We start from the raw sequence: 22,694 nt of genomic DNA, 5'->3' as shown, positions 1-22,694 counted from the left end.
AGTGTTCTCCTTATCGGGCACCCTGTGTGTCCTGGCTCGCCAGGTGTGCAACCGGCGGGTGGCGAGCGGTGATATCGAACAACGTGTAAGCCAGCGTCAGGTGTTTCACATCCTTGGGCAGATCGCGGTCGACGATAAAACGCACCGGCATCTCGATACGCTCTCCTGGCTGTAGTACTTGCTGGGTAAAACAGAAGCACTCGGTCTTGTGAAAGTAGGCCGCTGCCTCTGCCGGGGTGATGCTTGGAACCGCTTGAGCGCTCATCGGCTTGTCGGTTGGATTGCGCGCGATGAAAACCATCTGGTTCACCGCACCGGGGTTAACGTCGATCTGGTCGGCCGTGGAGTAGAACTCCCAGACCATGTCACTGGCATTGGTCGACATAAACTGCACCTTCACCATGCGACTCGGGTCACTGACCTGACTGCCTTCGTATTGCCCTCCGGTCTTGCCGTTGATACCGAATGCCTTGCACATCACGTCGTAGATCGGCACCAAGGCAAAGCCGAAGGCGAACATCACCACAGTCAGCAGCAACAGTCGCACTACCAGGCGTTTGAGCGAGGTCCTTTCACTCATGTTTCATCCTCCGGCCCAGGCCGTTCATTTCACTTCCGGTGGTGTCTGGAAGGTGTGGTAAGGCGCAGGGGATGGCACTGACCACTCCAGGCCTTCAGCACCATCCCAAGGCTTGGCTGGGGCAGGCGCACCACCGCGAATGCATTTGATGACAATGAACAGGAAGAAGATCTGTGTGGCGCCGAACATGAAGGCACCGATCGATGAAATCATGTTGAAGTCGGCGAACTGCAGGTTGTAGTCCGGGATCCGTCGGGGCATCCCGGCCAAACCGACAAAGTGCATCGGGAAGAACGCCATGTTCATGCCAACGAAGGACAGCCAGAAATGCAGCTTGCCCAAGGTTTCGTCGTACATGTGCCCGGTCCACTTCGGCAGCCAGTAATAGGCCGAAGCAAAAATCCCGAAGATTGCACCCGGCACCAGCACGTAATGGAAATGGGCGACCACGAAATAGGTATCGTGGTATTGGAAATCCGCCGGGGCAATAGCCAGCATCAACCCTGAAAAGCCGCCAATGGTGAACAGGATGACGAAGGCAATGGCGAACAGCATCGGTGTCTCGAAGGTCAGCGAGCCTTCCCACATGGTGCTGACCCAGTTGAACACCTTCACTCCGGTCGGCACTGCGATCAGCATGGTGGCGTACATGAAAAACAGCTCGCCAACCACCGGAATGCCCACCACGAACATATGGTGAGCCCACACGATAAAGGACAGGAAGGCGATCGCACCGGTGGCATAAACCATCGAGGTATAGCCAAACAGTGGCTTGCGCGAAAACGCCGGGATGATCGAGCTGACCGCGCCGAATGCCGGCAGGATCATGATGTAGACCTCGGGGTGGCCGAAGAACCAGAACACATGCTGGAACAACACTGGATCACCGCCGCCCGCAGCGCTGAAGAAGCTGGTGCCGAAGTGAATATCCATGAGCATCATGGTTACCACACCGGCCAGAACCGGCATGACCGCAATCAACAGAAACGCGGTGATCAACCAGGTCCAGACGAACAGCGGCATTTTCATCAGCGTCATGCCTGGAGCACGCAGGTTGAGAATGGTGGCAATCACGTTGATCGCCCCCATGATCGAGCTGATGCCCATCAGGTGAATGGCGAAAATGAAGAAGGTCACGCTTTCCGGAGCATAGGTAGTCGATAGTGGGGCATAAAACGTCCAACCGAAGTTGGGCCCGCCACCCGGCATGAACAGCGTCGAAACCAGCAGCAGGAAGGCCGCTGGTAGCAGCCAGAAGCTGAAGTTGTTCATGCGCGGCAAGGCCATGTCCGGCGCGCCGATCATCAATGGAATCATCCAGTTGGCCAGGCCGACAAACGCCGGCATCACGGCCCCAAAGACCATCACCAGCCCGTGCATGGTGGTCATCTGGTTGAAAAACTCCGGCTGAACGATCTGCAGGCCTGGCTGGAACAATTCGGCGCGAATCACCATGGCGAAAGAGCCGCCCAGCAGAAACGCGATAAAACTGAACCACAAGTACATCGTGCCAATATCTTTATGGTTGGTGGTCAGTACCCAGCGCATCAAGCCTTTGGCCGGTCCGTGGGCGTGTTCATGACCCTGGCTGTGGTCGTCGATCACTGCGCTCATGTCCTGTCTCCTGCAATCCGGTGGCTGGTGCGGGAATTCCTGTCAGGTCGGCTCATTTGCTTTCTGCCTGTTTGATCGCCAGCACATCTTTAGGCGTGACCATGTCGCCTTTGTTATTGCCCCAGGCGTTTCGCTCGTAGGTCACCACGGCAGCAATGTCGACTTCCGAAAGCTGTTTGCCGAAAGCAGCCATGGCCGTGCCCGGCTTGCCATGGAAGACAATGCTCAAGTGATCTTCCTTCGGTCCGGTAGCGATCTTCGAACCCTTGAGGGCCGGGAACATCGGCGGAAGGCCCTGGCCTTCAGCCTGGTGACAGGCGACACAGGTGGTGTGGTAAACCTTGTCACCACGCTCGACCAACTCTTCAAGCGTCCATTCCTTGCTGGTCAGTTCCTTGAGCTTGGCCGCATCTGCCTTGCGCTCGGCGAGCCAGGTGTCGTAATCGGCTTTGGATTTGACCTCCACCACCACAGGCATGAAGCCATGGTCCTTACCGCACAGTTCAGTACATTGGCCGCGGTAAATGCCGGGTTTCTCGACCCGGGTCCAGGCTTCGTTGACGAAGCCGGGAATGGCGTCGCGCTTGACTGCAAATGCCGGCACCCACCAGGAGTGAATCACGTCGGCAGCCGTCACCAGAAAGCGTACCTTGGCGCCGACCGGCAGCACCAATGGCTGGTCGACTTCAAGCAGGTAATGCTCGTCTTTGGGGGCTTTGTTGTGGATCTGGTCGGCGGGCGTGGCCAGATTACTGAAGAACTCAACGTCCTGGCCCAAGTACTTGTAATGCCATTTCCACTGATAACCGGTGACTTGGATATCGACATCCGATTCACTGGCATCGTAGATATCGATCAAAGTTTTGGTCGCGGGGATAGCCATTGCCACCAGAATCAGGAACGGCACCACCGTCCACATGATCTCGACCCAGGTGTGCTCGTGAAAATGAGCAGGCTGCTGGCCGGTCGAACGGCGGTGGACGATCATCGACCAGAACATCGCACCAAAGACCACCAGGCCAATGATCACGCAGATCCAGAAGATGGTCATGTGCAGGTCGAACACTGCGTTGCTGACTTCTGTCGCCCCTGGCGCCATGTTCACGGTCCAGGCGGCGTTGGCCTGACCGAATACCGACCACAACAGGAGGCCCATCCAGACATGTGGATGTCGCATCATTGCGGGTTCCCCTTATCGTTCTTGTTATCCCGGAGGCGTGGACCTACGGCTAAGGGTACGGCGGCCAAGACTGCGAACTTCGACGACCGAGCCCCTGCGAACTGCAGTCGGGCCTCATCAGCGAATCACTTTCCAACCGGAGTATAGACAGCGACCTCGACGACGCAACGCGATAGGAAAATTCATCGCCGCCAAGTTGAACGTTTGCGTGCAAAGCCGCGAGCTAGCCGGGGTGAGAGCACAATGATGGCATTTCGATATAATTTCTGAATATAAGACGCAATCGGTTATGCCAAATGCGTCTTAGCCGTTTGCAGAACCGAGCTATTTTATGTCTTCCGTTTGTCACGCCTTTACCCTGGAGTTGTCATGAACATCGCCGCTTTGCGCGAGCAGATTTCCCGTGCCCATCAACATGAGACCGAAACCGGCCAACTGAAAGAGCAACTTATCAAGCAACTGCCGCACTTACATCCTTCGATTCAACTGCCGGAGATTGACGCCCAAGGCGCGTTGACCCGCTTCGTCAGCGCCTACATCGAACAGGTTCCAGAGCTGCTTGAGGCCGCCAATGAAGTGGCCCGCGAAGCCGGTATCGAATCGCAAATAAAACCTGTACTGAAAATTGCTGAACAGTATTTCCTGCAGCCACCCGCCATCACCAATGGCCACCTCGGCCTGGGTTGCCTGCTGGATGAAGCCTACCTGGCGCATCGCTTGGTAGAAGAAGTGAACGACTTGTATATCAAGCACTTCAACCAGCCGTTGATACCGCTGGATACCACTGTGGCCAACCTGATTGCCCACCAACTGATCGGCGAAGAATTCGCCAACCAGTTGGACGAAGTGGTTCACCACTCGGTGGACGAAATGCTTGATGAAGAAAGCTTCGCTCTGGAATCGGTCGAGCAGTATCGCCACAAGCTCAGCAGCCCCGAAACAGGCGCTGCCTGGAAACGCTGGCCTTGTCTGTCACGTCAGCTGGGTGTCGGCCTGGATCTGGATCAGCCGGCTTAAGCACTTATTGCGCCCCCACCGGCAATGATTGCCGGTAGGAGCGGGCTTTAGCCGCGATGAGTCAGGCGCCCAAGCCCGCCGTTGTGCGCACCCGCCCTTCGGTCCGGCGTTTCAATCTGCGCTGCTCAATCACTAGCCGCGAACCCTTGCCTGCGTTGGCCCGCCCCCAATCCTCAAGCAGTTCAAGGCATGAGTGATCGATATAGCTGAGGTTGGCCAGCGGTACATGCAATGTGGTTCCTGCTGGAAGACCTTCAAGCACCTGGGCCAACGCCGGTACCTTGAGAAAGGTTGCCGCGCCGCTCAAGCGCAGCTCCAGATGACCGGGAACATCAAGGCTGGCCACGCTGATTTTCAGGCGTGCCGCCTTCAGCGCCAGCTTGAACAAGGTCAGCGCAAAACCCAGCAGCACTCCGGTCAACAGATCAGTAAAGATGATCGCTAGCGCCGTGACCGCGTAGGTAAACATCGGCATACGGCCGTACCGGCTCAAACCCTTGAAAGCCTTGAAGTCCACCAGTTTGATACCGGTGTACACCAGCACCCCCGCAAGACTCGCCACGGGTATCTGCTGCAACAAACTGCCAAGCACCACGACAAACGCCAGCAACCACACCCCGTGCAGAATTGCCGATAAACGCGTTTGGGCACCGGCCTGAACATTGGCGGAGCTGCGCACAATTACCCCAGTCATGGGCAACGCCCCCAGCACACCGCAGAGCATGTTGCCCAATCCTTGCGCCGATAATTCACGATCAAAATCCGAACGCTGACCATTGTGCATGCGGTCTACAGCAGCAGCGGAAAGCAACGTTTCAGCACTGGCGATAAACGCCAGGGCAAAAGCTGCCACCAGCAGATTCGGATCAGCCAGACTCAGGAGATCAGCCGGACGCAACCAGTCGATAGCCTCACTCAGATCCGCCGGTACTTGAACGCGATTGACCGGCAGCGTGAGCCAGATACTGATTGCGGTCATCAAGGCGACCCCGAGCAGCGCACCAGGCACAAACCTCAGCGTTTGCGGCCGAAATCGCTCCCAGCCCCACATAACCGCGATAGTGCCCAGCCCCAATGCAGCAGCCTGCAAACCCTGGTCCCGCCCACCTTGCATGAACGCTTGCCTGACGGTGTCAGGGAAACCAGCCAGATTGGCAAGGCCTGAAGGCTGCGGCGCGCTGTCGAACATCACATGTACCTGGGACAAAACAATTAACACACCGATACCGGCGAGCATGCCGTAGACCACCGCAGGAGCCGTAACCCGAAACCAGCACCCCAGGCGCAAGCGCCCGGCCAGCAGTTGCAGCAGGCCTGCCAGCAACAGAATCGGACCCAGCATTGCCACGCCGTGCTGACGTACCAGCTCAAACACCAAAACAGCCAGGCCAGCGGCAGGACCGCTTACCTGCAGGGGCGAGCCGGCGAGCCAACCGACCACGATCCCGCCGATGATTCCAGTAATCAGACCCTTGGCTGGCGGCATGCCCGAGGCTATGGCGATACCCATGCACAAGGGCAGGGCGACCAGAAAAACCACTACAGAGGCCAGTAGCTCCCGCGGGATTAACGCTTTCGCTTGTGTCTTGTTCACCGTGTCACTCCTTCTCTCAAGATTCACAGCCATTCCGATGGCCGCAGGCACAACCCCTGACAAACACGCAGCCGCTAGCCGCCAGCAGGCCGGCAAGGCAGTCAGGAGAATTCAAGGCAGCCGATGACCAGACCGCACCCGTGGGTGCAGCGGTCAATCAGGCAGTTATGGAGGTTTCAAGGACGCTTAGTAGCGGCCTTTGGGTGTTGCGCAGGGAATCGGTTGACCGGCGGACAGCGGTTGGAAGCTGTCGCTGGCAGCATCGTATGCTTCGATCTGGCTGGTTTCGATGTCATAGATCCAGCCATGGATAAACAACTGGCCGGCTGCCAGACGCGAAGCCACCGAAGGGTGGGTACGCAAGTGGTGCAACTGGGCAATGACGTTTTCCTTGGTCAGTACCTGCATGCTTTCATGCTCGCTGCCGCAGGAACAATTGTCCTCGACCACCGTGCGGGCCACCTCGGCATGGCGTAACCAGGCCTTTACCGTCGGCATCTTCTCGAGACTTTGAGGGTTCAGTACTGCGCGCATCGCGCCGCAATCGGAGTGACCGCAAACAATGATGTGATGTACGCCCAAGGCCAGTACTGCGTATTCGATGGCGGTGGATACACCACCATTCATCTGCCCATACGGCGGTACTACGTTACCCACGTTACGAGTAACGAACAGATCGCCGGGCGAGCTTTGGGTGATCAACTCGGGCACGATGCGCGAGTCAGCGCAGGTGATGAACATGGCGCGAGGCTTTTGCGAGGTGGCGAGCTTCTTGAACAACTCCTGCTGCTCAGGAAAAACGTCGTGATGAAACCGCAGAAAGCCGTCGACGATATGCTTCAGGGCGGCATCAGCGCTCTCGGCAGGTGCTTCCGGAACGACCTTGGATGGGTCCTTGACGGGCATGATTCATCCTCTTTGACGGTTTTTGGTTAAGTCCATTTTACCGGGTTGATGATTCAAATAGCGCATGTCGTTTGGATGACCAGCGCGCACCAACAATCACATCAGTTGTTGGCTGAATTCCTACGCTACGCGGAAAAACTTAACTCAAACTGAATTAAGAGGCTCTAGAACGGGCGTTCCAGAGATTCAAGGAGAGGCCAGAATAATATCAAAAAACCATCAATGGCCAATACCCATTACTTAAGTCAGAGCAACGACATCTGCCCTCCTGGCGGACAAAAGGCACTGCAATCAAGCGCATAGCCTTTGCGCTGATTCAGCTCCAGGCGACGGATCGCCTTGGCGAACCGCTGCGCCAACAAGTCGGCAAATACACCTTCACCGCGCATGCGCGCACCAAAGCGGCTGTCATACAACTCTCCACCGCGGCTCTGGCGGATAAGACTCAATACATGGTTGGCGCGTTGTGGATAGTGATCCTGCAACCATTGCTCGAACAACGGTGCAACCTCCAGCGGCAAACGCAACAGCATGTACGCCGCGCTCAGCGCTCCGACGTTCTTGGCCGCCTCAAGCAACTGCTCCAGCTCGCTGTCATTGATCATCGGGATCATCGGTGAACACAGCACGCCTACCGGTACACCTGCCTCACTCAGCACCCGGATCGCTCGCAATCGCGCCTTGGGCGCTGCGGCCCGAGGCTCCAGCGTGCGTTTTAGCTCATCATCGAGGGTCGTCAGGCTGATCATTACCGTCACCAAGCGTTGCCGGGCCAGCTCGGCGAGCACATCCAGGTCACGAAGGATCAACGAGCCTTTGGTGACAATCGTGACCGGATGACGATAGCGCAGCAGCACCTCCAGCAAGCGCCGGGTCAGTTTCTGCTCGCGTTCGATGGGTTGGTAGGGATCTGTGTTGGAGCCAAGATTGATCGGAGCACAGACATAACCCGGCTTGCTCAACTGCTGCTCAAGCACTTGCGCAGCATTGGTCTTGGCGATCAGCTTGGTCTCGAAATCCAGTCCAGGAGACAAATCCCAGTAGGCATGGCTTGGCCGCGCATAGCAGTAGATACAACCATGCTCGCAGCCACGATAGGGATTGATCGAGCGGTCGAAAGGCAGATCGGGTGAGGTGTTGCGAGTAATGATGGACTTGGCCGTCTCGCTGCGCACCTCGGTCCCTTGGGTCATGGGTACCTCTTGGTACCAGCCATCGTCTTCTGCAAGCGATTGCCTGGGGGCGAAGCGATTGTGGGGATTGAGGGTCGTACCACGGCCCCTTTGCGGTGCTGGAGAGAACATCGCGCCAACCTCTATACTGTATTTACATACAGTATAGAGGTATGGCTATTTCTGCCAGCGCCTTTGGTCAATCATCTTCAGCCACACCATACCAGCGCAGGAAGGGCACATAGCTCACTGGACGGCCCAGGAAAGCTTCCAGGCTTTGCGAAATTGGGCGCGCCGCACCTTGTGACAGAACCACATCCTGCAACGCTCGCCCCGTCGAAGCACTGCGCAAGCCTTCGCTCTGGAAACGTGTAAACAAATCAAAAGCCTGAGCATCGGACCACAGGTAAGCGTAGAAACTCGCGTCATATCCACTGACCAAGTGATCCAAGGCATGCATGGGACGTTCAAAACCTACCAATGGCCAACCACAAACCTGCGCATGACTGGTCTCGGCTCGCTGGTCGATTGTCCTGCCGTCATCAGCTGACAGGTGCAGATCGAAATCGAACAAGGCTTGAGACAGCAGGAGTGCGCACTCCTGAATGCCCTCGCCCTGCAAAGCCGTCAGCGCCAGTTGTACCTGCTCCGTTGTCAGCTTGCGGCCATCCTCATGGTGCGAAGAAATGTCGGCCATGTAGTCGGCATCCCACGTCCAACGTTCAAGCAATTTACTCGATACCTCTACGCCGTCCGCCCCCAAGCGTCGTAGATCGGACAGTAGATGGTTGTTGGTGCGCACCAGCAGGTGGTGCATGGCATGCCCGTACTCGTGAAACAACTTGCGCAGAGAGAGGTGACTGAGTTGTGGTTGCTCACCACCAATGCCTGGTGCGATGTCGCTGAACACTACCGCCACGGCGCCATGGTAGATACCCTCGGCATCGACCCGTCGGTGCCAGATGTATGAGGTAGAAACGCCCAACACTTGTTTGCCAGGTCGGTCGATCAGGTCGAGATGAATATAACCAATCGTCGCATGGTCCTGGAGCACCTCAAAGGTGAGTACGCTTGGATCCCAGGCCGCGACGGACTCATCAGTGTTCAAGGTGACGCCAAACAACTGCCAGGTCAGCTCACGCAAAGCTTGCACCACCTTGTCCAGCGGGAAGAAGCCGCGCAGCCCTTTAGCCGGAAGACCCAACGTTGCCCGCGCATCGGCAGCCTGCAGATAAGTCACGTCCCAAGGTTGGACAGTCTCCAGGCCATGGGACTGCCCCACCGCCTGCAGTCGTGTTTGCCTTCGCTGCATCCCTGGGCCAACCCTGCGAACCAGATCGTCGAGAAAGCCTGCAACTTGCTCGACGGAGCCGGCACTTTTCGATTCAAGGCTCAACGCCATGTAACTGTCAAACCCTAGCAGGCGGGCTTTTTCGAGCCTGAGTTGCGCCAACTGCTCCAGCACCGGGCCGTTGTCATGTGCCAGTTCACTGTCCCAGCCGCGGGTGGTGTATGCGCGGTAAACCTGCTCGCGCAGGGCGCGGTCCGTGGCATGTTTAAGAATCGCGTTGCACGGTTCCTGCACACAAACAATCAGCCAGCCGGGCAATGAGGCATCCCTGGCCTTTTGAGCCAGGTCGGCGCGCAGCGGTTCAGGAACCCCCTCAAGCTGCGTTTCATCGGTAATGTGGATGCTGGATTGCTCAACCGACTTCTGCAGCGTTTCCTGGAATTTCCCCTCCAACTCGCGGATCCGCGACTCCAGCTGTTCCAGTTCAAGCTGTCTGGCATCGTCCAGGCCAACACCTGCCAGACGAAACTCCTTGAGCACTTGTTGCAAGGTGCCACGCTGATGGGCATCAAGATTGGCCCCCACGTCGCTGGCGGCGAGACGCTCATACAAAACATGCAGCGGCGCATTTTTAAGCTTCTGCTTGAAGCGCGCGTCGATGAGTCCATAGCACTCGAACACTTCAGATGCCCAGGCATCGCCTCGAGCCATCAAAGGAACCATGGAGTAGAACACCCCCTGCAACCTGGCATCCAGCCCATCCACAGCAAGCGCCAGATCATCCCAGGTGGGCAATGCTTGCTGATGGCCGATGATTTGATCAATGCCGTTTTCGTGCTCCTCGATCACCTGATCGACAGCCGGGCGTAAATGTTCCAAGGTGATCTGGTCGTAGGCGATCAGACCTTGGGCGCCCAACAGTGGATTTTCAGTACTCATAGTGCTTCCTTGCTCGGGTTATCAGTGACCCGAGCTTGCAAGACACATCAGCCTGACAAGCGGTAACTATCTACTGCACGGGAAAATACTAGACACCCAGGGCAGGACGCCCTGGGTAGGGTGACAGCCTTACTCCGCAGGCTTTTTCAGCTTGGGATTGGGGAAGAACTGAACAGTCTGCACCTTCGCCTCGGCTGGTTTGACCTCGATCTTGTTGACTCGAGTGCCCAGCTCCTTGGGCACCGACAGCCCCTGTTCGTTGAGCGTGTCGCAGAACCCACACGCCACACACTCTCGATGCGGGACGCTGTCTTCGCTCCACATCATCAGTTTGTCCGGCTCGCTGCATGCCGGGCAGACTGCCCCGGCGATGAAGCGTTTTTTCGTTATCACAGGCCCATCGCTCATGCCGCCACATCCTCACTCAAACCACAATGGCGCAAGAGTGCATCGATTGATGGCTCACGACCACGGAAGTCGACGAACAGCAGCATCGGCTCCTGCGAGCCGCCACGCGCCAGAATCGCCTCGCGAAAAGCACGACCCGTTTGCGCGTTTAGCACGCCTTCTTCCTCAAACCGCGAGAACGCATCGGCCGAGAGCACTTCAGCCCACTTGTAACTGTAGTAGCCCGCGGCATAACCCCCGGCAAAGATGTGCGCAAAGCTGTTGGGGAAGCGGTTGTACGCAGGTGGCCGCATGACCGAGACTTCGTCGCGAATGCCCTCGAGCACTTCCAGCACACTACGGCCGTCGCCGTGGCTGGCGTGCAGTTCGAAGTCGAACAGCGAGAACTCCAATTGACGGACCATCATCAGCCCGGACTGGAAGTTTTTCGCCGCCAGCATTTTCTCAAGCAGGTCTTGTGGAAGGGCTGCACCGGTTTCGTAATGAGCGGAGATCAGCGCCAGACCTTCAGGCTCCCAGCACCAGTTTTCCATGAACTGGCTAGGCAGTTCCACGGCATCCCAGGCCACACCATTGATTCCCGACACACCGGCATGCTCGATGCGAGTCAGCAAGTGGTGCAAGCCATGCCCAAACTCGTGGAACAAGGTGGTGACTTCATCGTGCGTCAGCAGCGCAGGTTTACCAGGTACTGCAGGCGTGAAGTTACATACCAGGTTTGCCACCGGGCTCTGCAATTGGCCCTCCGCGTTCCGTCGACGGTCGCGGGCACCGTCCATCCAAGCGCCGCCACGCTTGTTGGCGCGGGCATAAAGGTCGAAGAAGAAGCGGCCTACGTGCTGACCATGCTCCTTAATTTCGAACAGGCGCACATCCGGATGCCAGGTGTCGAAGCCCTTGAGCTCGGCAATTTCGATACCGTACAGACGCTGGACAATAGCGAACAGACCAGACAACACCTTATCAATCGGGAAGTAGGCACGCAGGGTTTCCTGAGACACGCTGTAGCGCTGCTCACGGAGTTTTTCGCCGTAAAAGCCGCTGTCCCAGCTTTGCAGGTCCGGACAACCTTGCTCGGCCGCGTAAGCCTTGAGCTGAGCCAGATCCTGGATGGCAAACGGCTTGCTGCGCTTGGCCAGGTCACGCAGGAAGGTCAGCACCTGGTCGCTGGACTCGGCCATTTTTGTTGCCAGGCTCAGCTCAGCGTAGTTCGCATAGCCCAGCAGTTCGGCTAACTCCTGGCGCAGGTCAAGAATTTCGCCCATCACCGGACCGTTGTCGAACTGACCGGCATTAGGACCCTGATCAGAAGCGCGGGTGCAGTAGGCGGCGTAAATTTCTTCGCGCAACGCGCGATCTTCGCCGTAAGTCATCACGGCGTAGTAGCTGGGGAACTCCAGGCTGATCAGCCAGCCATCAAGCCCTTTGGCCTGGGCTGCAGCGGCCATCTGCGCCTTGGCCGAATCAGTCAGTCCGGCCAGCGCAGCCTCATCGCTGACATGCTTGGTCCAGGCCTGGGTGGCATCGAGCAACTGGTTGGAGAACCGGCTGCCCAGCTCGCTGAGTTTGCTTTGCACCTGGGCATACCGTTGCTGCTGATCAGCTGGCAGGTCGATACCCGACAGGCGGAAGTCACGCAGGGCATGTTCAAGAATAGTCTTTTGCGCAACGTCGAAGCTTGCCGCTTCCGGGCTGGCGATCAACGCCTCGTAGGCCTGGAACAGCTCGCGGTTCTGGCCAAGTTCAGTGGCATACGCACTGAGCGCTGGCAGGCAGGCCTCGTAGGCTTCACGCAGCTCGGCGCTGTTGCACACGGCATTGAGGTGACTGACCGGGCTCCAGGCGGCGCCCAGGCGATCATTGAGTTCGTCCATGGCCAGCACCAGACCGGCCCAGCTTGGTTGCTGGCCTTGAGTCTTGAGGATTTGGGCAATAGCTGTACGGTTGTCGGCCAGGATCTGTTCAATCGCCGGCTGCACATGCTCGGCACGGATCGCCGAGAAGGGCGGCAAGTCATAAGACTGCAGTAGCGGGTTGTTCGCACTCACGGTTAAACACCTTGGCAGAAGAAACACCGGACCATCTTAATTACAATCGACGCAGACCGCAGCCCTATCAACACCAAAGAGAACCCCTATCATGGCCATTCGCACCTTCCAGAACCATTCGCCGCGCTTGGCCGAGCGTGCCTTCGTGGACCGCAGCGCCGTGGTGCTGGGTGATGTCGAGATCGGTGCAGACAGCTCCGTCTGGCCACTGACAGTGATCCGCGGCGATATGCACCGAATCCGCATTGGCGCTCGCACCAGCGTGCAAGACGGCAGCGTGTTGCACATTACCCATGCCGGCCCGTTCAATCCCGACGGCTTTCCATTGCTGATCGGTGACGAAGTGACCATCGGTCATAAAGTGATGCTGCATGGCTGCACCCTCGGCAACAGGATTCTGGTCGGCATGGGCAGTACGATCATGGACGGGGCAATCGTCGAAGACGAAGTGATCATTGGTGCCGGCAGTCTGGTCCCGCCGGGAAAACGCCTGGAAAGCGGCTACCTGTATGTCGGCAGCCCGGTCAAACAGGCCCGGGCCTTGACTGAAAAGGAACGCGCGTTCTTCCCCTACAGCGCCAGCAACTACGTAAAACTCAAAGACCAGCACTTGGCCGAAGGCTATCACTTGCCTGAGTGAGTCCGTCCACGCCCCTTATCGAGACAGTTATGCATCAGCAGAATATTCTTTTCGACCTCGACGGCACCCTGACCGATCCGCGCCTGGGCATCACGCGTTCGATCCAGTTCGCCCTGGCCAAGCTGGATATCGATGAACCAGACCTGGCGCGTCTTGAGCACTTCATCGGCCCTCCGTTGCTACAGGCATTCATGCAATTTTATGGCTTCGACGAAGCCAAAGCCTGGCAAGCGGTGAATTTCTACCGCGAGCGCTTCAAGGTGACCGGATTGTATGAAAACCTGGTGTTCGAGGGTGTCCAGCCGCTCCTCGAAGCCTTGAACGGGCAGGGCAGAACGCTGTACATCGCCACGTCCAAGCCTTGGCAGTTTGCCCGTGAGATTGCCCGGCATTTCCAGTTCGATCATCACTTCAAAGTGATCTACGGCAGTGAGCTGGACGGCACCCGTACCAACAAGGTCGAGTTGATTGCTCACCTGCTTGCCGAGGAATCGCTGGATCCGGCGCAAACCTTGATGATCGGCGACCGCAAGCACGACCTGATTGGCGCTCGCTGCAATGGACTCGAAGCTGTAGCGGTCGGTTACGGCTTTGGCAGTCATGAGGAGCTGACAGCGGAACAACCGGCCTATCACTTTGCGACCTTGGCCGAGCTGCACAGCGCGTTCATCCCTAATCAGGGCTGACCACGATCGCGGGGTGGGAGCGCGCCTGCTCCGCGATTCTGTTCAGGGCTTGCTGGCGCTGCTCGAGCGACAGTCGCCCGAGGGTTTCGACCCGCTGGTAAAAAGCATCCCAATCGCTATCTACCTGGGCAAACAGCGCCGCGAAGGCCGGCACCCATTGGTCGTACAAACCAAAGGGCAACAACTTGGCGTTGTTCATCGGCGCATTGATCCAGGCGTCAAAACGGCCCTTACCACCCCATTGGCTGTCGCGCAAAGTGCGATAATCTCGGCGCAAGCGCTCGAATTCGGCTTGTTTTCCGGCACGCTTGGCTGATTCGGTCAGTGGTGCTGCGTACAACGTCTTCAACCGTTCACGGCTGGCCAGAACCAACGCCACGAACTGATCGCGTTGTGGACCATCATCCAGTGTTTGCGCTGGCAGGCCGCGAGCAGCACGCCACTGGCGAGAACCTTCCTGTTCGACAAAGGTGGCAAATGATTCGTTGAATGCCGTGTCGTCCTGCACATACACGCGCTGGTGTGCCAGTTCATGGAAAATGACCGTGGCCAGTCGCTCGTCACCCCAGCCCAGCATCGAGCTCAGGATCGGGTCATCAAACCAACCCAGGGTCGAGTAGGCCTCCACACCCCCCACATACACATCCAGCCCCTGCTGCTTTTGCAGCGCAGCTGCGCCGCGGGCAGCACCTTGAGTGTAATAACCGCGATAGGCGACGCACCCGGCAATGGGAAAGCAATGGGTCTGGGGTTCGAGGGAAAACTCCGGCGTAGCAAACACATTCCACACCACAAACGGGCGGCCAATGTCCGCATAAACCCGGTAGCTGCGGTTATCCGGCAGTTTCAACTGCGCGCTGGCGAACGTCCTGGCCTGTTCGGCGTGCAGCAGGTGCTGACGCAATTTCGGGGGGGTGGCGGGCTGCGCGAGCACCTCGGAGACCGGTTTGCGCGCCTGCAACAGCTGCCACTGCCCGCTGGCCAACTGCCCGTAATAGCCAATGCTGGAACAACCGTTGAGCAGCCCGAGCGCCAGCACGGGAACCAAGTAGCGAAAAAAATGGTCGAGTGCCCCAAGACTTGAGCGCAATAAAAGAAATAGTCGAAGCATTGGTGTCCCGTTATCCGCTCAAGAGCTCATCAGCTTCAAGACTATCCTGCCCGGCTGGAGTTTTGCCATGCGTACACTGCTTGTCTTCAGTGGTCTTCTGCTTTTATCCGGCTGTGCCGGCTTGCCTGCCCCCGATCCCAACCAGGCCTGGATCGACCTTGCGCCCAGTTCGGACGATACCTTGCATGCCGTAGAGGTAGACGAGCGTACTTGGAGTGATAACCGTTATTTCGAAGTCTCGCCCGGCAGCCACGAACTGACGGTGCGCTACCTGTTCCCGGTGACCCCCAGCAATATTGGCCCGGTCAGCGAGCCGCTGTGGCGCGATTGCCAACTGAATCTCAAGTTCAAGGATTTCAATGCCGGGCAACGCTACCAGCTTGAAGCGGGCAGCATAGGCTTTCGCCCGTGGGCAAAGCTCTACGACGACCAGCGTAATCTGCTCAGCAAAGGAGCTCCGGCGGGCTGCCAGCGCACCTGACAGTGTGAACGGCGCTATGCTTATGCTTTGTAGGTTACAAGCGGGAGTTTGCCATGCGCCAGCCAATGATGCTGATTGCCCTCAGTACCCTGGGGGCCTGCGCCAGCCCCCTGCCTCCAGTTGATAGCAAGCAGGCGTGGGTCGATCTGTACACCATGACACCCGGCAAGATACTGATGGCCGACCGTCTGGATGGTGAGCGGCTTAACGACGGACGCTTCTTCCAAGTCACGCCAGGCAAGCACGAGCTGACCGTCCGCTTCGATTTTGAAGTGTATTCCGGAGGTTTCTCGGTCGATCCCGTGGACCGGACCTGTTATCTGAAAGTGCGTTACGACAACTTCGAAGCCGGCCAGCGCTATCGTCTGGAAGCCCGGGCTCCCGCAATGCGACCCAGCGCCTATCTTTACGACGCACAGCGCAAAATCGTCGCAGAAGAAGCCAACGACATCTTTTGCATTCCCTGACGCTTAACGATCATTCTTCTGGTAGATGATCTTTTTGGTTCCGCCCTCGCAACTGCCGACCACCATATTCTGGTCGTGAACCTCTTCGTTCTTGACGATTTCAAGGGTGTAGGAGCTGACGTTGTTTGCCTGAATCTTCGCTTCGATCTCAGCCTTGAGCTCCTCGCAGTTTTTCGGGGCGGCAAGCACAGAAGTAGTCAGCAGCGATGCCATCACAGCTATTGCAACACGAATCATGGGACAGCTCCTTGTGGCGGCAGAGGTCCTGCCGACTCCCATTTGACCACAAGAAGCCCGTCCCGGTTCGACCTTATCCCACCAGGGTCGCGTCCAGACTGATGGTTGCATTGAGCACTTTCGACACTGGGCAACCGGATTTCGCCTTTTTCGCCACCTCCTTGAATTGCTCCTCACTGGCACCAGGAACCTTGGCCTTGAGAATCAAGTGCACCGCAGTGATGGCAAAACCGTCCGATTGTTTCTCAAGGGTCACTTCAGCTGTGGTGTCGATACGTTCGGCGGTGAATCCCGCCTCACCCAACAGCATTGACAGGGCCATGGAAAAGCAACCGGCATGGGCTGCACCGATCAGCTCTTCCGGATTGGTCCCTGGCTGTCCTTCGAACCTTGTGTTGAACCCATAAGGGTTCGCTTTAAGCGCACCACTTTCAGTAGAAATCTGACCTTTTCCTTCCTTCAGACCACCTTCCCAAACGGCCGATGCTGTTTTTTTCATACTGCCTCCTGAGTGTCTGCAGGGCGCAAGTTTGCGCAGCCTAAGATTCAGAGCGTGGGTGCCCGGGCAAGTTCAGCTTGATTGCACCCAAGCCTTGAATCCTCAGGATGTGCCCATACAGAGTTGAGAAGGCTCCGGTTTTATGCCGGACAAATGACTGCCCAGGAGGCTGACCAGCCCATGAAGCGACTTGCGGATATCAAATTCTCCACCCTCGACCTGGTACCAGTTCGTGCCGACGGCAGCCCGGCGCAATCGCTGCGCAACTCGCTGGACCTGGCACAACATGTGGAAAAATTCGGCTACAACCGCTTCTGGGTCGCTGAGCACCACAACATGGATGGCATTGCCAGCTCGGCGACTTCGGTACTGCTTGGCTACCTTGCCGGCGGCACTTCGACCATCCGCGTCGGTGCCGGCGGGGTGATGCTGCCCAACCATGCGCCGCTGGTAATTGCCGAACAATTCGGCACCCTGGAAAGCCTCTATCCGGGTCGAATAGATCTGGGACTGGGACGTGCACCGGGTTCCGACCAGATGACCGCCCGAGCCCTGCGTCGCGAACGCTCCGGCAGCCCCGACGACTTTCCCGATGACGTCGAAGAATTGGTGCGTTACCTAGGCCCGCGCACACCGGAGCAAAAGGTCATCGCGGTGCCTGGTTACGGCACCGAAGTGCCGATCTGGCTATTGGGGTCCAGCCTGTTCAGCGCGCAACTGGCCGGTATGCGCGGCCTGCCATATGCCTTTGCCTCACACTTCGCGCCGCGCTACATGCACGAAGCCATCCGCATCTATCGAAACCACTTCACGCCATCAGCAGTACTCGACAAGCCCTACGTGATGCTCGGTGTGCCGCTGGTAGCCGCCGACACCGATGAGCACGCCAACTACCTGGCAACCTCGGTATATCAGCGAATTCTTGCCCTGATGCGGGGCCAAAGCCTGGTCCAGCGACCACCTGTAGAAAGCATGGATGGCCTGTGGTTGCCCCACGAACGAGAGGCGGTGGGGGATTTCCTGGGATTGGCGATGGTGGGCGGGCCGGAGAAGATTCGGGCCAAGCTCGATGTTCTGCTGGAACAGACTCAGGCAGACGAACTGATTTTCACCTGTGACCTGTATGAACATACCGACCGTATTCGGTCCTATGAGCTATTGGCACAGGTCATGAGCGGTAGCTGATTGCCTCATCGCCAGCAAGGCTGGCTCCTGCACAGATTGCGGTAACAGCGAATCTGCGGGAGCTGGCGTTGCCAGCGATGAAGTCTTGGCAGGCTCAATGGCTGCCTATCAACCACGCTTGTAAACGATTTCCTTGGTGCCACCTTCGCAGGTCCCTACGACCTTGCCGTCAGACGCTGCACCCTTGTCGACTATCTCAAGCGAATAGCCGCTGACACCTTTTGCGTCAATTTTGGCGGCTATTTCGCTCTTCAGTTCTTCGCACGGCTTGCCCGCTGCAAGGGCGGTGCCTGCCAGCATCATCAAACCTGCGGCCACTACCAACTTCTTCATCGATCGCTTTCCTTGTTCAGATCAAAGTGGAGGATGGCGCCGGAACCCGTCCAGGCGCCTCTAGACTGTGTAACTCAATTGACCCGTACAAGCCAGTGCCACGATTTCAGCTATTGACGATACGGAATCCGACTTTCAGCGTGACCTGAAAGTGCGCTGCCTTGTTGTCCTTGATATGACCGCGGGTGTCGACCACTTCGAACCACTCAAGATGCTTGATGCTTTTGCCCGCTTCAGCCAAGGCATTATTGATCGCGTCTTCTATGCTGGTGGGCGATGAGCCGACAAGTTCAATTTTCTTGTAAGTGTGATGATCCGACATAATCAGTCTCCTTTTCGAATGTGAGCTTTGAGCCTAGCAGCGACCGGCTGTTTTACCCGAAAGGCACAGAAACGGAGGAAAGTCGGACTGCACTTTCTTGAGCTGACGAAGTCGGAAGCAAACAGCTCACTCACACCTGAAAGGAGAGTCACCATGGCCAACCACTCGCTGCGTAAAGCGTCGCTGCAAAGCATGGAAGCGGAGATAGAAAGCCTGCTCAAGGCACTGGAAAGTCTCAAGGACGACGCCTCGGATGAGTCCCGCAAAACCCTCAAGACGCTCAAAGGCAATGCCGAGAGTGCCCTCCGCCATTCGCGCAGCCTGCTCAGCGATACCTACGAAGAAGTGAAAACCAAGACCCGCGAAACTGGACTGGCCACCCGCGATTACGCCCAGGAGCACCCGTGGACCACAGCAGGCGTGGCATTAGGTGCTCTAGGTCTGCTCGCGGCCTACCTGATGTGCAAACGCTCCAACTAATCAGCCTGGCGTTCCAGCTCCGCTCGAAGCCAACCGGCTAATTGCTCGGCGCGCCCGTCCGCGGCGCGTCGAGGTATCCACAATGCCAAGACTGCCTGGGTCTGGCAAAAGCCCCAGGGCGCCGCCAGACGACCGGCGCGCAAGTCATCGGCTACCAGCGGTTGCGGCGCAATAGCAACGCCCAGGCCGGCGACCGCTGCCTCCAGTAAATAATACAAATGCTCGAAATCCTGCCCGTACTGCAACGCGTCGCGGTTGATACCCTGTTGCTCCGCCCAACTGGGCCAGGCCTGGGGTCTTGAGGTGGTCTGTAACAATCGCTCATCGAGCAACGCCTGGACAGACGCCTGCTGCAGGCGGGCAAACCCTGCGTAATGCGGACTCAGCACAGGGCCGATGCGCTCCTGCGCCAGCACATGCACCTGCATGTCCGCAGGCCATGGTGGTTCTGCAAAAACCAGCAAGGCATCCAGGCCCGGGCGACGCGGATCAAGATCGCCTTCACCGGCAGACAAATGCAGTCGCAACTCCGGCAAATCAGCCTTGAGTCGGCCCAGGCGCGGAATGAACCAGCGAGCCAGCAAACTCCCTGAGCACCCGAGGACAAAAGGAGCGTCCGTACCACGTTGGCTCAGCTCGCCACAGACGCTGCGCAAGCGATCAAAAGCATCAAAACTTGCGTCCCGTAAGCGCAGCCCCGCATCTGTGAGTTTAATGCCACGTCCATCTTTAACGAACAGACTGACGCCCAGGTGCTCCTCCAGCACTTTGATCTGCCGGCTTACGGCGCCATGAGTTACGTGCAGTTGTTCGGCCGCCAGACTAACGCTATTGAGCCGGGCAGTGGCTTCAAATGCCCTGAGGGCATTGAGAGGAGGCAGATCCTGGCGCATAACGTGTGAGTTTTCCTGACATGTTGAAGCAATCTTATCGGTTTTCAGCAGCGCATGTCGTGGGTACAGTAAAGCCATTCCCAGTTTCCACTACGCCCTGGAGCGACACATGACCCAGACCAACTTCCGCGCCGGCCCCGATGCAAATGGCCTGTTTGGCGCTTTCGGTGGCCGCTACGTGGCTGAAACGCTGATGCCGCTGGTGCTCGACCTTGCCCGCGAATACGAAGCGGCCAAGGCCGACCCCGAGTTTCTGGAACAGCTGGCGTACTTTCAGCGCGATTACATCGGTCGTCCCAACCCGCTGTACTTCGCCGAACGCCTGACCGAACACTGCGGTGGCGCGAAGATCTTCTTCAAACGCGAAGAACTCAACCATACCGGCGCGCACAAGGTAAACAACTGCATCGGCCAAGTTCTGCTGGCCAAGCGCATGGGCAAAAAGCGCCTGATCGCCGAAACCGGTGCTGGCATGCATGGTGTCGCTACAGCGACCGTGGCCGCACGATTTGGCTTGCCTTGCGTGATCTACATGGGCGCCACCGACATCGAGCGCCAACAGGCCAACGTTTTTCGCATGAAGCTGCTGGGCGCGGAAATCGTTCCTGTGACCTCCGGTACCGGCACCCTCAAGGATGCCATGAACGAGGCACTGCGCGACTGGGTCACCAACGTTGATGACACCTTCTACCTGATCGGTACCGTTGCCGGCCCACACCCTTATCCGGCAATGGTCCGCGACTTCCAGTCGATCATTGGCAAGGAGACCCGTGAACAGTTGCAGGCCAAAGAAGGACGCCTGCCCGATAGCTTGATCGCCTGTGTTGGCGGCGGCTCAAACGCCATGGGCCTGTTCCATGATTTTCTCGACGACGCCAGCGTACAAATCATCGGTGTTGAAGCCGGCGGTCATGGCGTAGACACCGACAAGCATGCGGCCAGCCTCACCGGTGGCATTCCAGGCGTACTGCACGGTAACCGTACTTACCTGCTGCAGGACGCCGACGGACAGATCACCGATGCCCACTCGATTTCCGCAGGCCTGGACTACCCGGGGATCGGCCCGGAGCACGCTTATCTGCACGAAGTGAAACGAGTCGAGTACGTCAGCATCAACGACGAAGAAGCCTTGGCCGCGTTCCATACCACCTGCCGCCTGGAAGGCATTATTCCAGCGCTGGAAACCTCCCACGCCCTGGCCGAAGCAATCAAACGCGCCCCGACCCTGCCCAAGGATCACCTGATGGTAGTTTGCCTGTCCGGGCGTGGTGACAAAGATATGCAAACCGTGATGAGCCATATGGCTGCCCAGGAGAAACAGGCATGAGCCGTATAGAACAACGCTTCGCCGAACTGAAAAACGAGGGCCGTGCTGCACTGGTCACCTTCATCACTGCGGGCGACCCTGGCTACGACGCCTCCCTGGCAATTCTCAAAGGCCTGCCAGCTGCCGGCGCCGATGTGATCGAACTGGGCATGCCATTCACCGATCCAATGGCCGACGGCGTCTCCATCCAACTGGCAACCCTGCGTGCCCTGGATGCTGGCCAGACCCTGGCGAAAACCTTGCAGATGGTTCGCGAGTTCCGGGTCGATAATCAGACCACGCCGATTGTGCTGATGGGCTACTACAACCCGATTCACCGCTTCGGCGTAGAAGCGTTCGTGGCCCAGGCCAAGGACGCAGGTGTCGACGGCCTGATCATTGTCGACCTGCCGCCTGAGCATGACGCCGAACTGGCAACCCCGGCGCAGGCTGCCGGCATCGACTTTATCCGCCTGACCACCCCAACTACCGATGACGCGCGCCTACCACGCGTACTGGAGCGCAGTTCCGGCTTCGTCTACTACGTCTCAGTGGCAGGTGTTACGGGTGCCGGCTCGGCCACCAGCGAACAGGTCAGCGATGCGATCGCGCGACTTCGCCGGCATACCGATCTGCCCATCAGCGTCGGCTTTGGTATCCGTACCCCCGAGCAGGCGGCGGCCATTGCCAAGCTTTCAGATGGCGTGGTGGTGGGGTCGGCGCTGGTCGACAAAATTGCCAAGGCAGCGAATGCCGAGCAGGCCGTGGGTGATGTGCTTGAGCTGTGCTCAGCGCTGGCCCAGGGTGTGCGGGGTGCGCGCAAGGCGTGATTGCGTAGCGATCTAAACGCGGGGCCAGCCCGCACCCACAGGTTGCTGCCTATGGGTGCGGGCTGGCCCCGCGAAGCTACCGCAGTCTCTACGCAAAAATAGACAGATCCAAGGGCCGCACCGCCCCCATCCAGATCGCATGATCACGGTGATCCGCCAAGTCATCCCCCGTCAACGGGTGCAGAAACACCACCAGCCCCTTCCGATACAGCGCCAGCCAAGGCAACACCACCCCCACCACTTCCGGTCCGAACGCCAGTTGGCAACTCCAGTCCGGATGCGGTCCTACGGGCTTCTGATGCATGCGCCCCATACTCACGCCGAACAGCCGGGACGCTTCTTCACATAGCTGCCGAGCCTGCTCCATTGTGCTGGCGTCGTAATAGATATGGGCGTGATAACCCTTGATCCTTTGCACACATGCTCCTGAATTTATGCGAACCCTGGCGCGAGACTCAGGGTCCAATGATCATTC

25 protein-coding genes are annotated in these 22,694 nt (G+C 58.0%); 9 read left to right on the top strand and 16 right to left on the bottom strand.

Going from position 1 to position 22,694, the window contains the following annotated elements:
• Positions 1-10: 10 nt before the first annotated feature.
• Genes V0R60_RS04570 through coxB form a run of 3 tightly spaced genes read right to left on the bottom strand, consistent with a single transcriptional unit; the run spans position 11 to position 3,374 of the window.
• Positions 11-580, bottom strand: coding sequence for a cytochrome c oxidase assembly protein (locus tag V0R60_RS04570; protein ID WP_203541737.1), 570 nt, complete (start codon positions 578-580; stop codon positions 11-13).
• A gap of 24 nt (positions 581-604) precedes the next feature.
• The gene (ctaD, locus tag V0R60_RS04565) at positions 605-2,194 is read right to left on the bottom strand and encodes a cytochrome c oxidase subunit I (protein WP_136473874.1); all 1,590 of its coding nucleotides are present in this window, start codon (positions 2,192-2,194) and stop codon (positions 605-607) included.
• Between the two features lie 52 nt (positions 2,195-2,246).
• Positions 2,247-3,374 (bottom strand): cytochrome c oxidase subunit II, encoded by a 1,128-nt coding sequence (gene coxB / locus V0R60_RS04560; RefSeq protein ID WP_136473873.1) that lies wholly within the window; start codon positions 3,372-3,374, stop codon positions 2,247-2,249.
• Between the two features lie 369 nt (positions 3,375-3,743).
• Here coxB and V0R60_RS04555 point away from each other — a divergent pair, with 369 nt between their 5' ends.
• Entirely contained in the window at positions 3,744-4,391 is a 648-nt protein-coding gene (locus V0R60_RS04555; RefSeq protein ID WP_330078774.1) for a hypothetical protein, read from the top strand.
• Between the two features lie 61 nt (positions 4,392-4,452).
• Here V0R60_RS04555 and V0R60_RS04550 read toward each other — a convergent pair whose 3' ends face one another.
• The 6 genes from V0R60_RS04550 to prlC all read right to left on the bottom strand — a co-directional run bounded on the left by V0R60_RS04550 (position 4,453) and on the right by prlC (position 12,749).
• Positions 4,453-6,018, bottom strand: coding sequence for a SulP family inorganic anion transporter (locus tag V0R60_RS04550; protein ID WP_330143355.1), 1,566 nt, complete (start codon positions 6,016-6,018; stop codon positions 4,453-4,455).
• Between the two features lie 153 nt (positions 6,019-6,171).
• Positions 6,172-6,891, bottom strand: a complete 720-nt coding sequence (locus tag V0R60_RS04545; protein ID WP_136473870.1) for a carbonic anhydrase — start codon at positions 6,889-6,891, stop codon at positions 6,172-6,174.
• 245 nt (positions 6,892-7,136) lie between these two features.
• The gene (locus V0R60_RS04540; protein WP_330078776.1) at positions 7,137-8,195 is read right to left on the bottom strand and encodes a PA0069 family radical SAM protein; all 1,059 of its coding nucleotides are present in this window, start codon (positions 8,193-8,195) and stop codon (positions 7,137-7,139) included.
• A 67-nt stretch (positions 8,196-8,262) separates the two neighbouring features.
• Complete coding sequence (locus V0R60_RS04535) at positions 8,263-10,293, bottom strand: M3 family metallopeptidase (RefSeq protein ID WP_330078777.1); 2,031 nt, start codon at positions 10,291-10,293, stop codon at positions 8,263-8,265.
• A 129-nt stretch (positions 10,294-10,422) separates the two neighbouring features.
• Positions 10,423-10,701 carry a YheV family putative zinc ribbon protein gene (locus V0R60_RS04530; protein WP_136473867.1) on the bottom strand — a complete coding sequence of 93 codons (279 nt, stop codon included), beginning with the start codon at positions 10,699-10,701 and terminating at the stop codon, positions 10,423-10,425.
• Complete coding sequence (gene prlC, locus V0R60_RS04525; protein ID WP_330078778.1) at positions 10,698-12,749, bottom strand: oligopeptidase A; 2,052 nt, start codon at positions 12,747-12,749, stop codon at positions 10,698-10,700. The genes V0R60_RS04530 and prlC overlap by 4 nt, the downstream gene beginning before the upstream one ends.
• A gap of 91 nt (positions 12,750-12,840) precedes the next feature.
• On the opposite strand from prlC, the gene V0R60_RS04520 reads away from it, so the two are divergent.
• Together V0R60_RS04520 and V0R60_RS04515 are read left to right on the top strand one after the other, a co-directional pair.
• A complete protein-coding gene (locus V0R60_RS04520; RefSeq protein WP_136473865.1) occupies positions 12,841-13,389 on the top strand; it encodes a gamma carbonic anhydrase family protein in 549 nt (182 codons plus the stop codon).
• A gap of 29 nt (positions 13,390-13,418) precedes the next feature.
• Entirely contained in the window at positions 13,419-14,075 is a 657-nt protein-coding gene (locus V0R60_RS04515) for an HAD family hydrolase (protein ID WP_330078779.1), read from the top strand.
• Here the strand turns inward: V0R60_RS04515 and V0R60_RS04510 are convergent.
• The gene (locus tag V0R60_RS04510; protein WP_330078780.1) at positions 14,062-15,186 is read right to left on the bottom strand and encodes an aminopeptidase; all 1,125 of its coding nucleotides are present in this window, start codon (positions 15,184-15,186) and stop codon (positions 14,062-14,064) included. The two genes, V0R60_RS04515 and V0R60_RS04510, sit on opposite strands and share 14 nt — an antisense overlap.
• Before the next feature lie 67 nt (positions 15,187-15,253).
• Here V0R60_RS04510 and V0R60_RS04505 point away from each other — a divergent pair, with 67 nt between their 5' ends.
• Together V0R60_RS04505 and V0R60_RS04500 are read left to right on the top strand one after the other, a co-directional pair.
• The gene (locus V0R60_RS04505; RefSeq protein WP_136473862.1) at positions 15,254-15,667 is read left to right on the top strand and encodes a PA0061/PA0062 family lipoprotein; all 414 of its coding nucleotides are present in this window, start codon (positions 15,254-15,256) and stop codon (positions 15,665-15,667) included.
• Positions 15,668-15,720: 53 nt separating this feature from the next.
• The gene (locus V0R60_RS04500; protein ID WP_136473861.1) at positions 15,721-16,134 is read left to right on the top strand and encodes a PA0061/PA0062 family lipoprotein; all 414 of its coding nucleotides are present in this window, start codon (positions 15,721-15,723) and stop codon (positions 16,132-16,134) included.
• Between the two features lie 3 nt (positions 16,135-16,137).
• Here V0R60_RS04500 and V0R60_RS04495 read toward each other — a convergent pair whose 3' ends face one another.
• Both V0R60_RS04495 and V0R60_RS04490 read right to left on the bottom strand, forming a co-directional pair.
• On the bottom strand, positions 16,138-16,371 hold the full coding sequence (locus V0R60_RS04495) for a DUF1161 domain-containing protein (protein ID WP_136473860.1): 234 nt from the start codon (positions 16,369-16,371) through the stop codon (positions 16,138-16,140).
• A 73-nt stretch (positions 16,372-16,444) separates the two neighbouring features.
• Positions 16,445-16,870 carry an OsmC family protein gene (locus tag V0R60_RS04490; RefSeq protein WP_330078781.1) on the bottom strand — a complete coding sequence of 142 codons (426 nt, stop codon included), beginning with the start codon at positions 16,868-16,870 and terminating at the stop codon, positions 16,445-16,447.
• A 180-nt stretch (positions 16,871-17,050) separates the two neighbouring features.
• Between V0R60_RS04490 and V0R60_RS04485 the strand changes: the two genes are divergently transcribed.
• On the top strand, positions 17,051-18,055 hold the full coding sequence (locus V0R60_RS04485; protein ID WP_330078782.1) for an LLM class flavin-dependent oxidoreductase: 1,005 nt from the start codon (positions 17,051-17,053) through the stop codon (positions 18,053-18,055).
• 108 nt (positions 18,056-18,163) lie between these two features.
• Here V0R60_RS04485 and V0R60_RS04480 read toward each other — a convergent pair whose 3' ends face one another.
• Entirely contained in the window at positions 18,164-18,388 is a 225-nt protein-coding gene (locus V0R60_RS04480) for a DUF1161 domain-containing protein (RefSeq protein ID WP_136473857.1), read from the bottom strand.
• Positions 18,389-18,494: 106 nt separating this feature from the next.
• On the bottom strand, positions 18,495-18,710 hold the full coding sequence (locus tag V0R60_RS04475; protein WP_136473856.1) for a dodecin: 216 nt from the start codon (positions 18,708-18,710) through the stop codon (positions 18,495-18,497).
• Between the two features lie 153 nt (positions 18,711-18,863).
• Here V0R60_RS04475 and V0R60_RS04470 point away from each other — a divergent pair, with 153 nt between their 5' ends.
• The gene (locus V0R60_RS04470) at positions 18,864-19,190 is read left to right on the top strand and encodes a DUF883 family protein (protein WP_330078783.1); all 327 of its coding nucleotides are present in this window, start codon (positions 18,864-18,866) and stop codon (positions 19,188-19,190) included.
• Here the strand turns inward: V0R60_RS04470 and V0R60_RS04465 are convergent.
• Positions 19,187-20,083: a LysR family transcriptional regulator gene (locus tag V0R60_RS04465; protein WP_168198420.1), complete on the bottom strand. Its 897-nt coding sequence runs from the start codon at positions 20,081-20,083 to the stop codon at positions 19,187-19,189. The genes V0R60_RS04470 and V0R60_RS04465 overlap by 4 nt on opposite strands.
• Before the next feature lie 109 nt (positions 20,084-20,192).
• Here V0R60_RS04465 and trpB point away from each other — a divergent pair, with 109 nt between their 5' ends.
• Entirely contained in the window at positions 20,193-21,410 is a 1,218-nt protein-coding gene (gene trpB / locus V0R60_RS04460; RefSeq protein WP_136473854.1) for a tryptophan synthase subunit beta, read from the top strand.
• Positions 21,407-22,219, top strand: coding sequence for a tryptophan synthase subunit alpha (gene trpA, locus V0R60_RS04455; protein ID WP_136473853.1), 813 nt, complete (start codon positions 21,407-21,409; stop codon positions 22,217-22,219). The genes trpB and trpA overlap by 4 nt, the downstream gene beginning before the upstream one ends.
• A gap of 88 nt (positions 22,220-22,307) precedes the next feature.
• Here the strand turns inward: trpA and V0R60_RS04450 are convergent, their stop codons facing one another.
• Positions 22,308-22,637: a DOPA 4,5-dioxygenase family protein gene (locus V0R60_RS04450; protein ID WP_136473852.1), complete on the bottom strand. Its 330-nt coding sequence runs from the start codon at positions 22,635-22,637 to the stop codon at positions 22,308-22,310.
• Positions 22,638-22,694 lie beyond the last annotated feature (57 nt).

This window comes from Pseudomonas auratipiscis (genome assembly GCF_036324085.1).
Classification (GTDB): domain Bacteria; phylum Pseudomonadota; class Gammaproteobacteria; order Pseudomonadales; family Pseudomonadaceae; genus Aquipseudomonas; species Aquipseudomonas auratipiscis.
The sequence above is the reverse complement of the archived record's forward strand: the minus strand, read 5'-3'. Positions and strand labels throughout refer to the sequence as shown.

Bases quoted from the DNA above. Each gene is read 5' to 3' on its own strand.
- trpB (WP_136473854.1), top strand. From the start codon at position 20,193: ATGACCCAGACCAACTTCCGCGCCGGCCCCGATGCAAATGGCCTGTTT.
- V0R60_RS04465 (WP_168198420.1), bottom strand. From the start codon at position 20,083: ATGCGCCAGGATCTGCCTCCTCTCAATGCCCTCAGGGCATTTGAAGCC.
- V0R60_RS04545 (WP_136473870.1), bottom strand. From the start codon at position 6,891: ATGCCCGTCAAGGACCCATCCAAGGTCGTTCCGGAAGCACCTGCCGAG.
- V0R60_RS04570 (WP_203541737.1), bottom strand. From the start codon at position 580: ATGAGTGAAAGGACCTCGCTCAAACGCCTGGTAGTGCGACTGTTGCTG.
- V0R60_RS04500 (WP_136473861.1), top strand. From the start codon at position 15,721: ATGCGCCAGCCAATGATGCTGATTGCCCTCAGTACCCTGGGGGCCTGC.
- V0R60_RS04470 (WP_330078783.1), top strand. From the start codon at position 18,864: ATGGCCAACCACTCGCTGCGTAAAGCGTCGCTGCAAAGCATGGAAGCG.
- V0R60_RS04510 (WP_330078780.1), bottom strand. From the start codon at position 15,186: ATGCTTCGACTATTTCTTTTATTGCGCTCAAGTCTTGGGGCACTCGAC.
- coxB (WP_136473873.1), bottom strand. From the start codon at position 3,374: ATGATGCGACATCCACATGTCTGGATGGGCCTCCTGTTGTGGTCGGTA.
- V0R60_RS04490 (WP_330078781.1), bottom strand. From the start codon at position 16,870: ATGAAAAAAACAGCATCGGCCGTTTGGGAAGGTGGTCTGAAGGAAGGA.
- V0R60_RS04550 (WP_330143355.1), bottom strand. From the start codon at position 6,018: ATGGCTGTGAATCTTGAGAGAAGGAGTGACACGGTGAACAAGACACAA.
- V0R60_RS04555 (WP_330078774.1), top strand. From the start codon at position 3,744: ATGAACATCGCCGCTTTGCGCGAGCAGATTTCCCGTGCCCATCAACAT.
- V0R60_RS04540 (WP_330078776.1), bottom strand. From the start codon at position 8,195: ATGTTCTCTCCAGCACCGCAAAGGGGCCGTGGTACGACCCTCAATCCC.
- V0R60_RS04475 (WP_136473856.1), bottom strand. From the start codon at position 18,710: ATGTCGGATCATCACACTTACAAGAAAATTGAACTTGTCGGCTCATCG.
- V0R60_RS04485 (WP_330078782.1), top strand. From the start codon at position 17,051: ATGAAGCGACTTGCGGATATCAAATTCTCCACCCTCGACCTGGTACCA.
- V0R60_RS04530 (WP_136473867.1), bottom strand. From the start codon at position 10,701: ATGAGCGATGGGCCTGTGATAACGAAAAAACGCTTCATCGCCGGGGCA.
- ctaD (WP_136473874.1), bottom strand. From the start codon at position 2,194: ATGAGCGCAGTGATCGACGACCACAGCCAGGGTCATGAACACGCCCAC.
- V0R60_RS04480 (WP_136473857.1), bottom strand. From the start codon at position 18,388: ATGAAGAAGTTGGTAGTGGCCGCAGGTTTGATGATGCTGGCAGGCACC.
- V0R60_RS04505 (WP_136473862.1), top strand. From the start codon at position 15,254: ATGCGTACACTGCTTGTCTTCAGTGGTCTTCTGCTTTTATCCGGCTGT.
- V0R60_RS04495 (WP_136473860.1), bottom strand. From the start codon at position 16,371: ATGATTCGTGTTGCAATAGCTGTGATGGCATCGCTGCTGACTACTTCT.
- V0R60_RS04520 (WP_136473865.1), top strand. From the start codon at position 12,841: ATGGCCATTCGCACCTTCCAGAACCATTCGCCGCGCTTGGCCGAGCGT.
- V0R60_RS04535 (WP_330078777.1), bottom strand. From the start codon at position 10,293: ATGAGTACTGAAAATCCACTGTTGGGCGCCCAAGGTCTGATCGCCTAC.
- trpA (WP_136473853.1), top strand. From the start codon at position 21,407: ATGAGCCGTATAGAACAACGCTTCGCCGAACTGAAAAACGAGGGCCGT.
- V0R60_RS04515 (WP_330078779.1), top strand. From the start codon at position 13,419: ATGCATCAGCAGAATATTCTTTTCGACCTCGACGGCACCCTGACCGAT.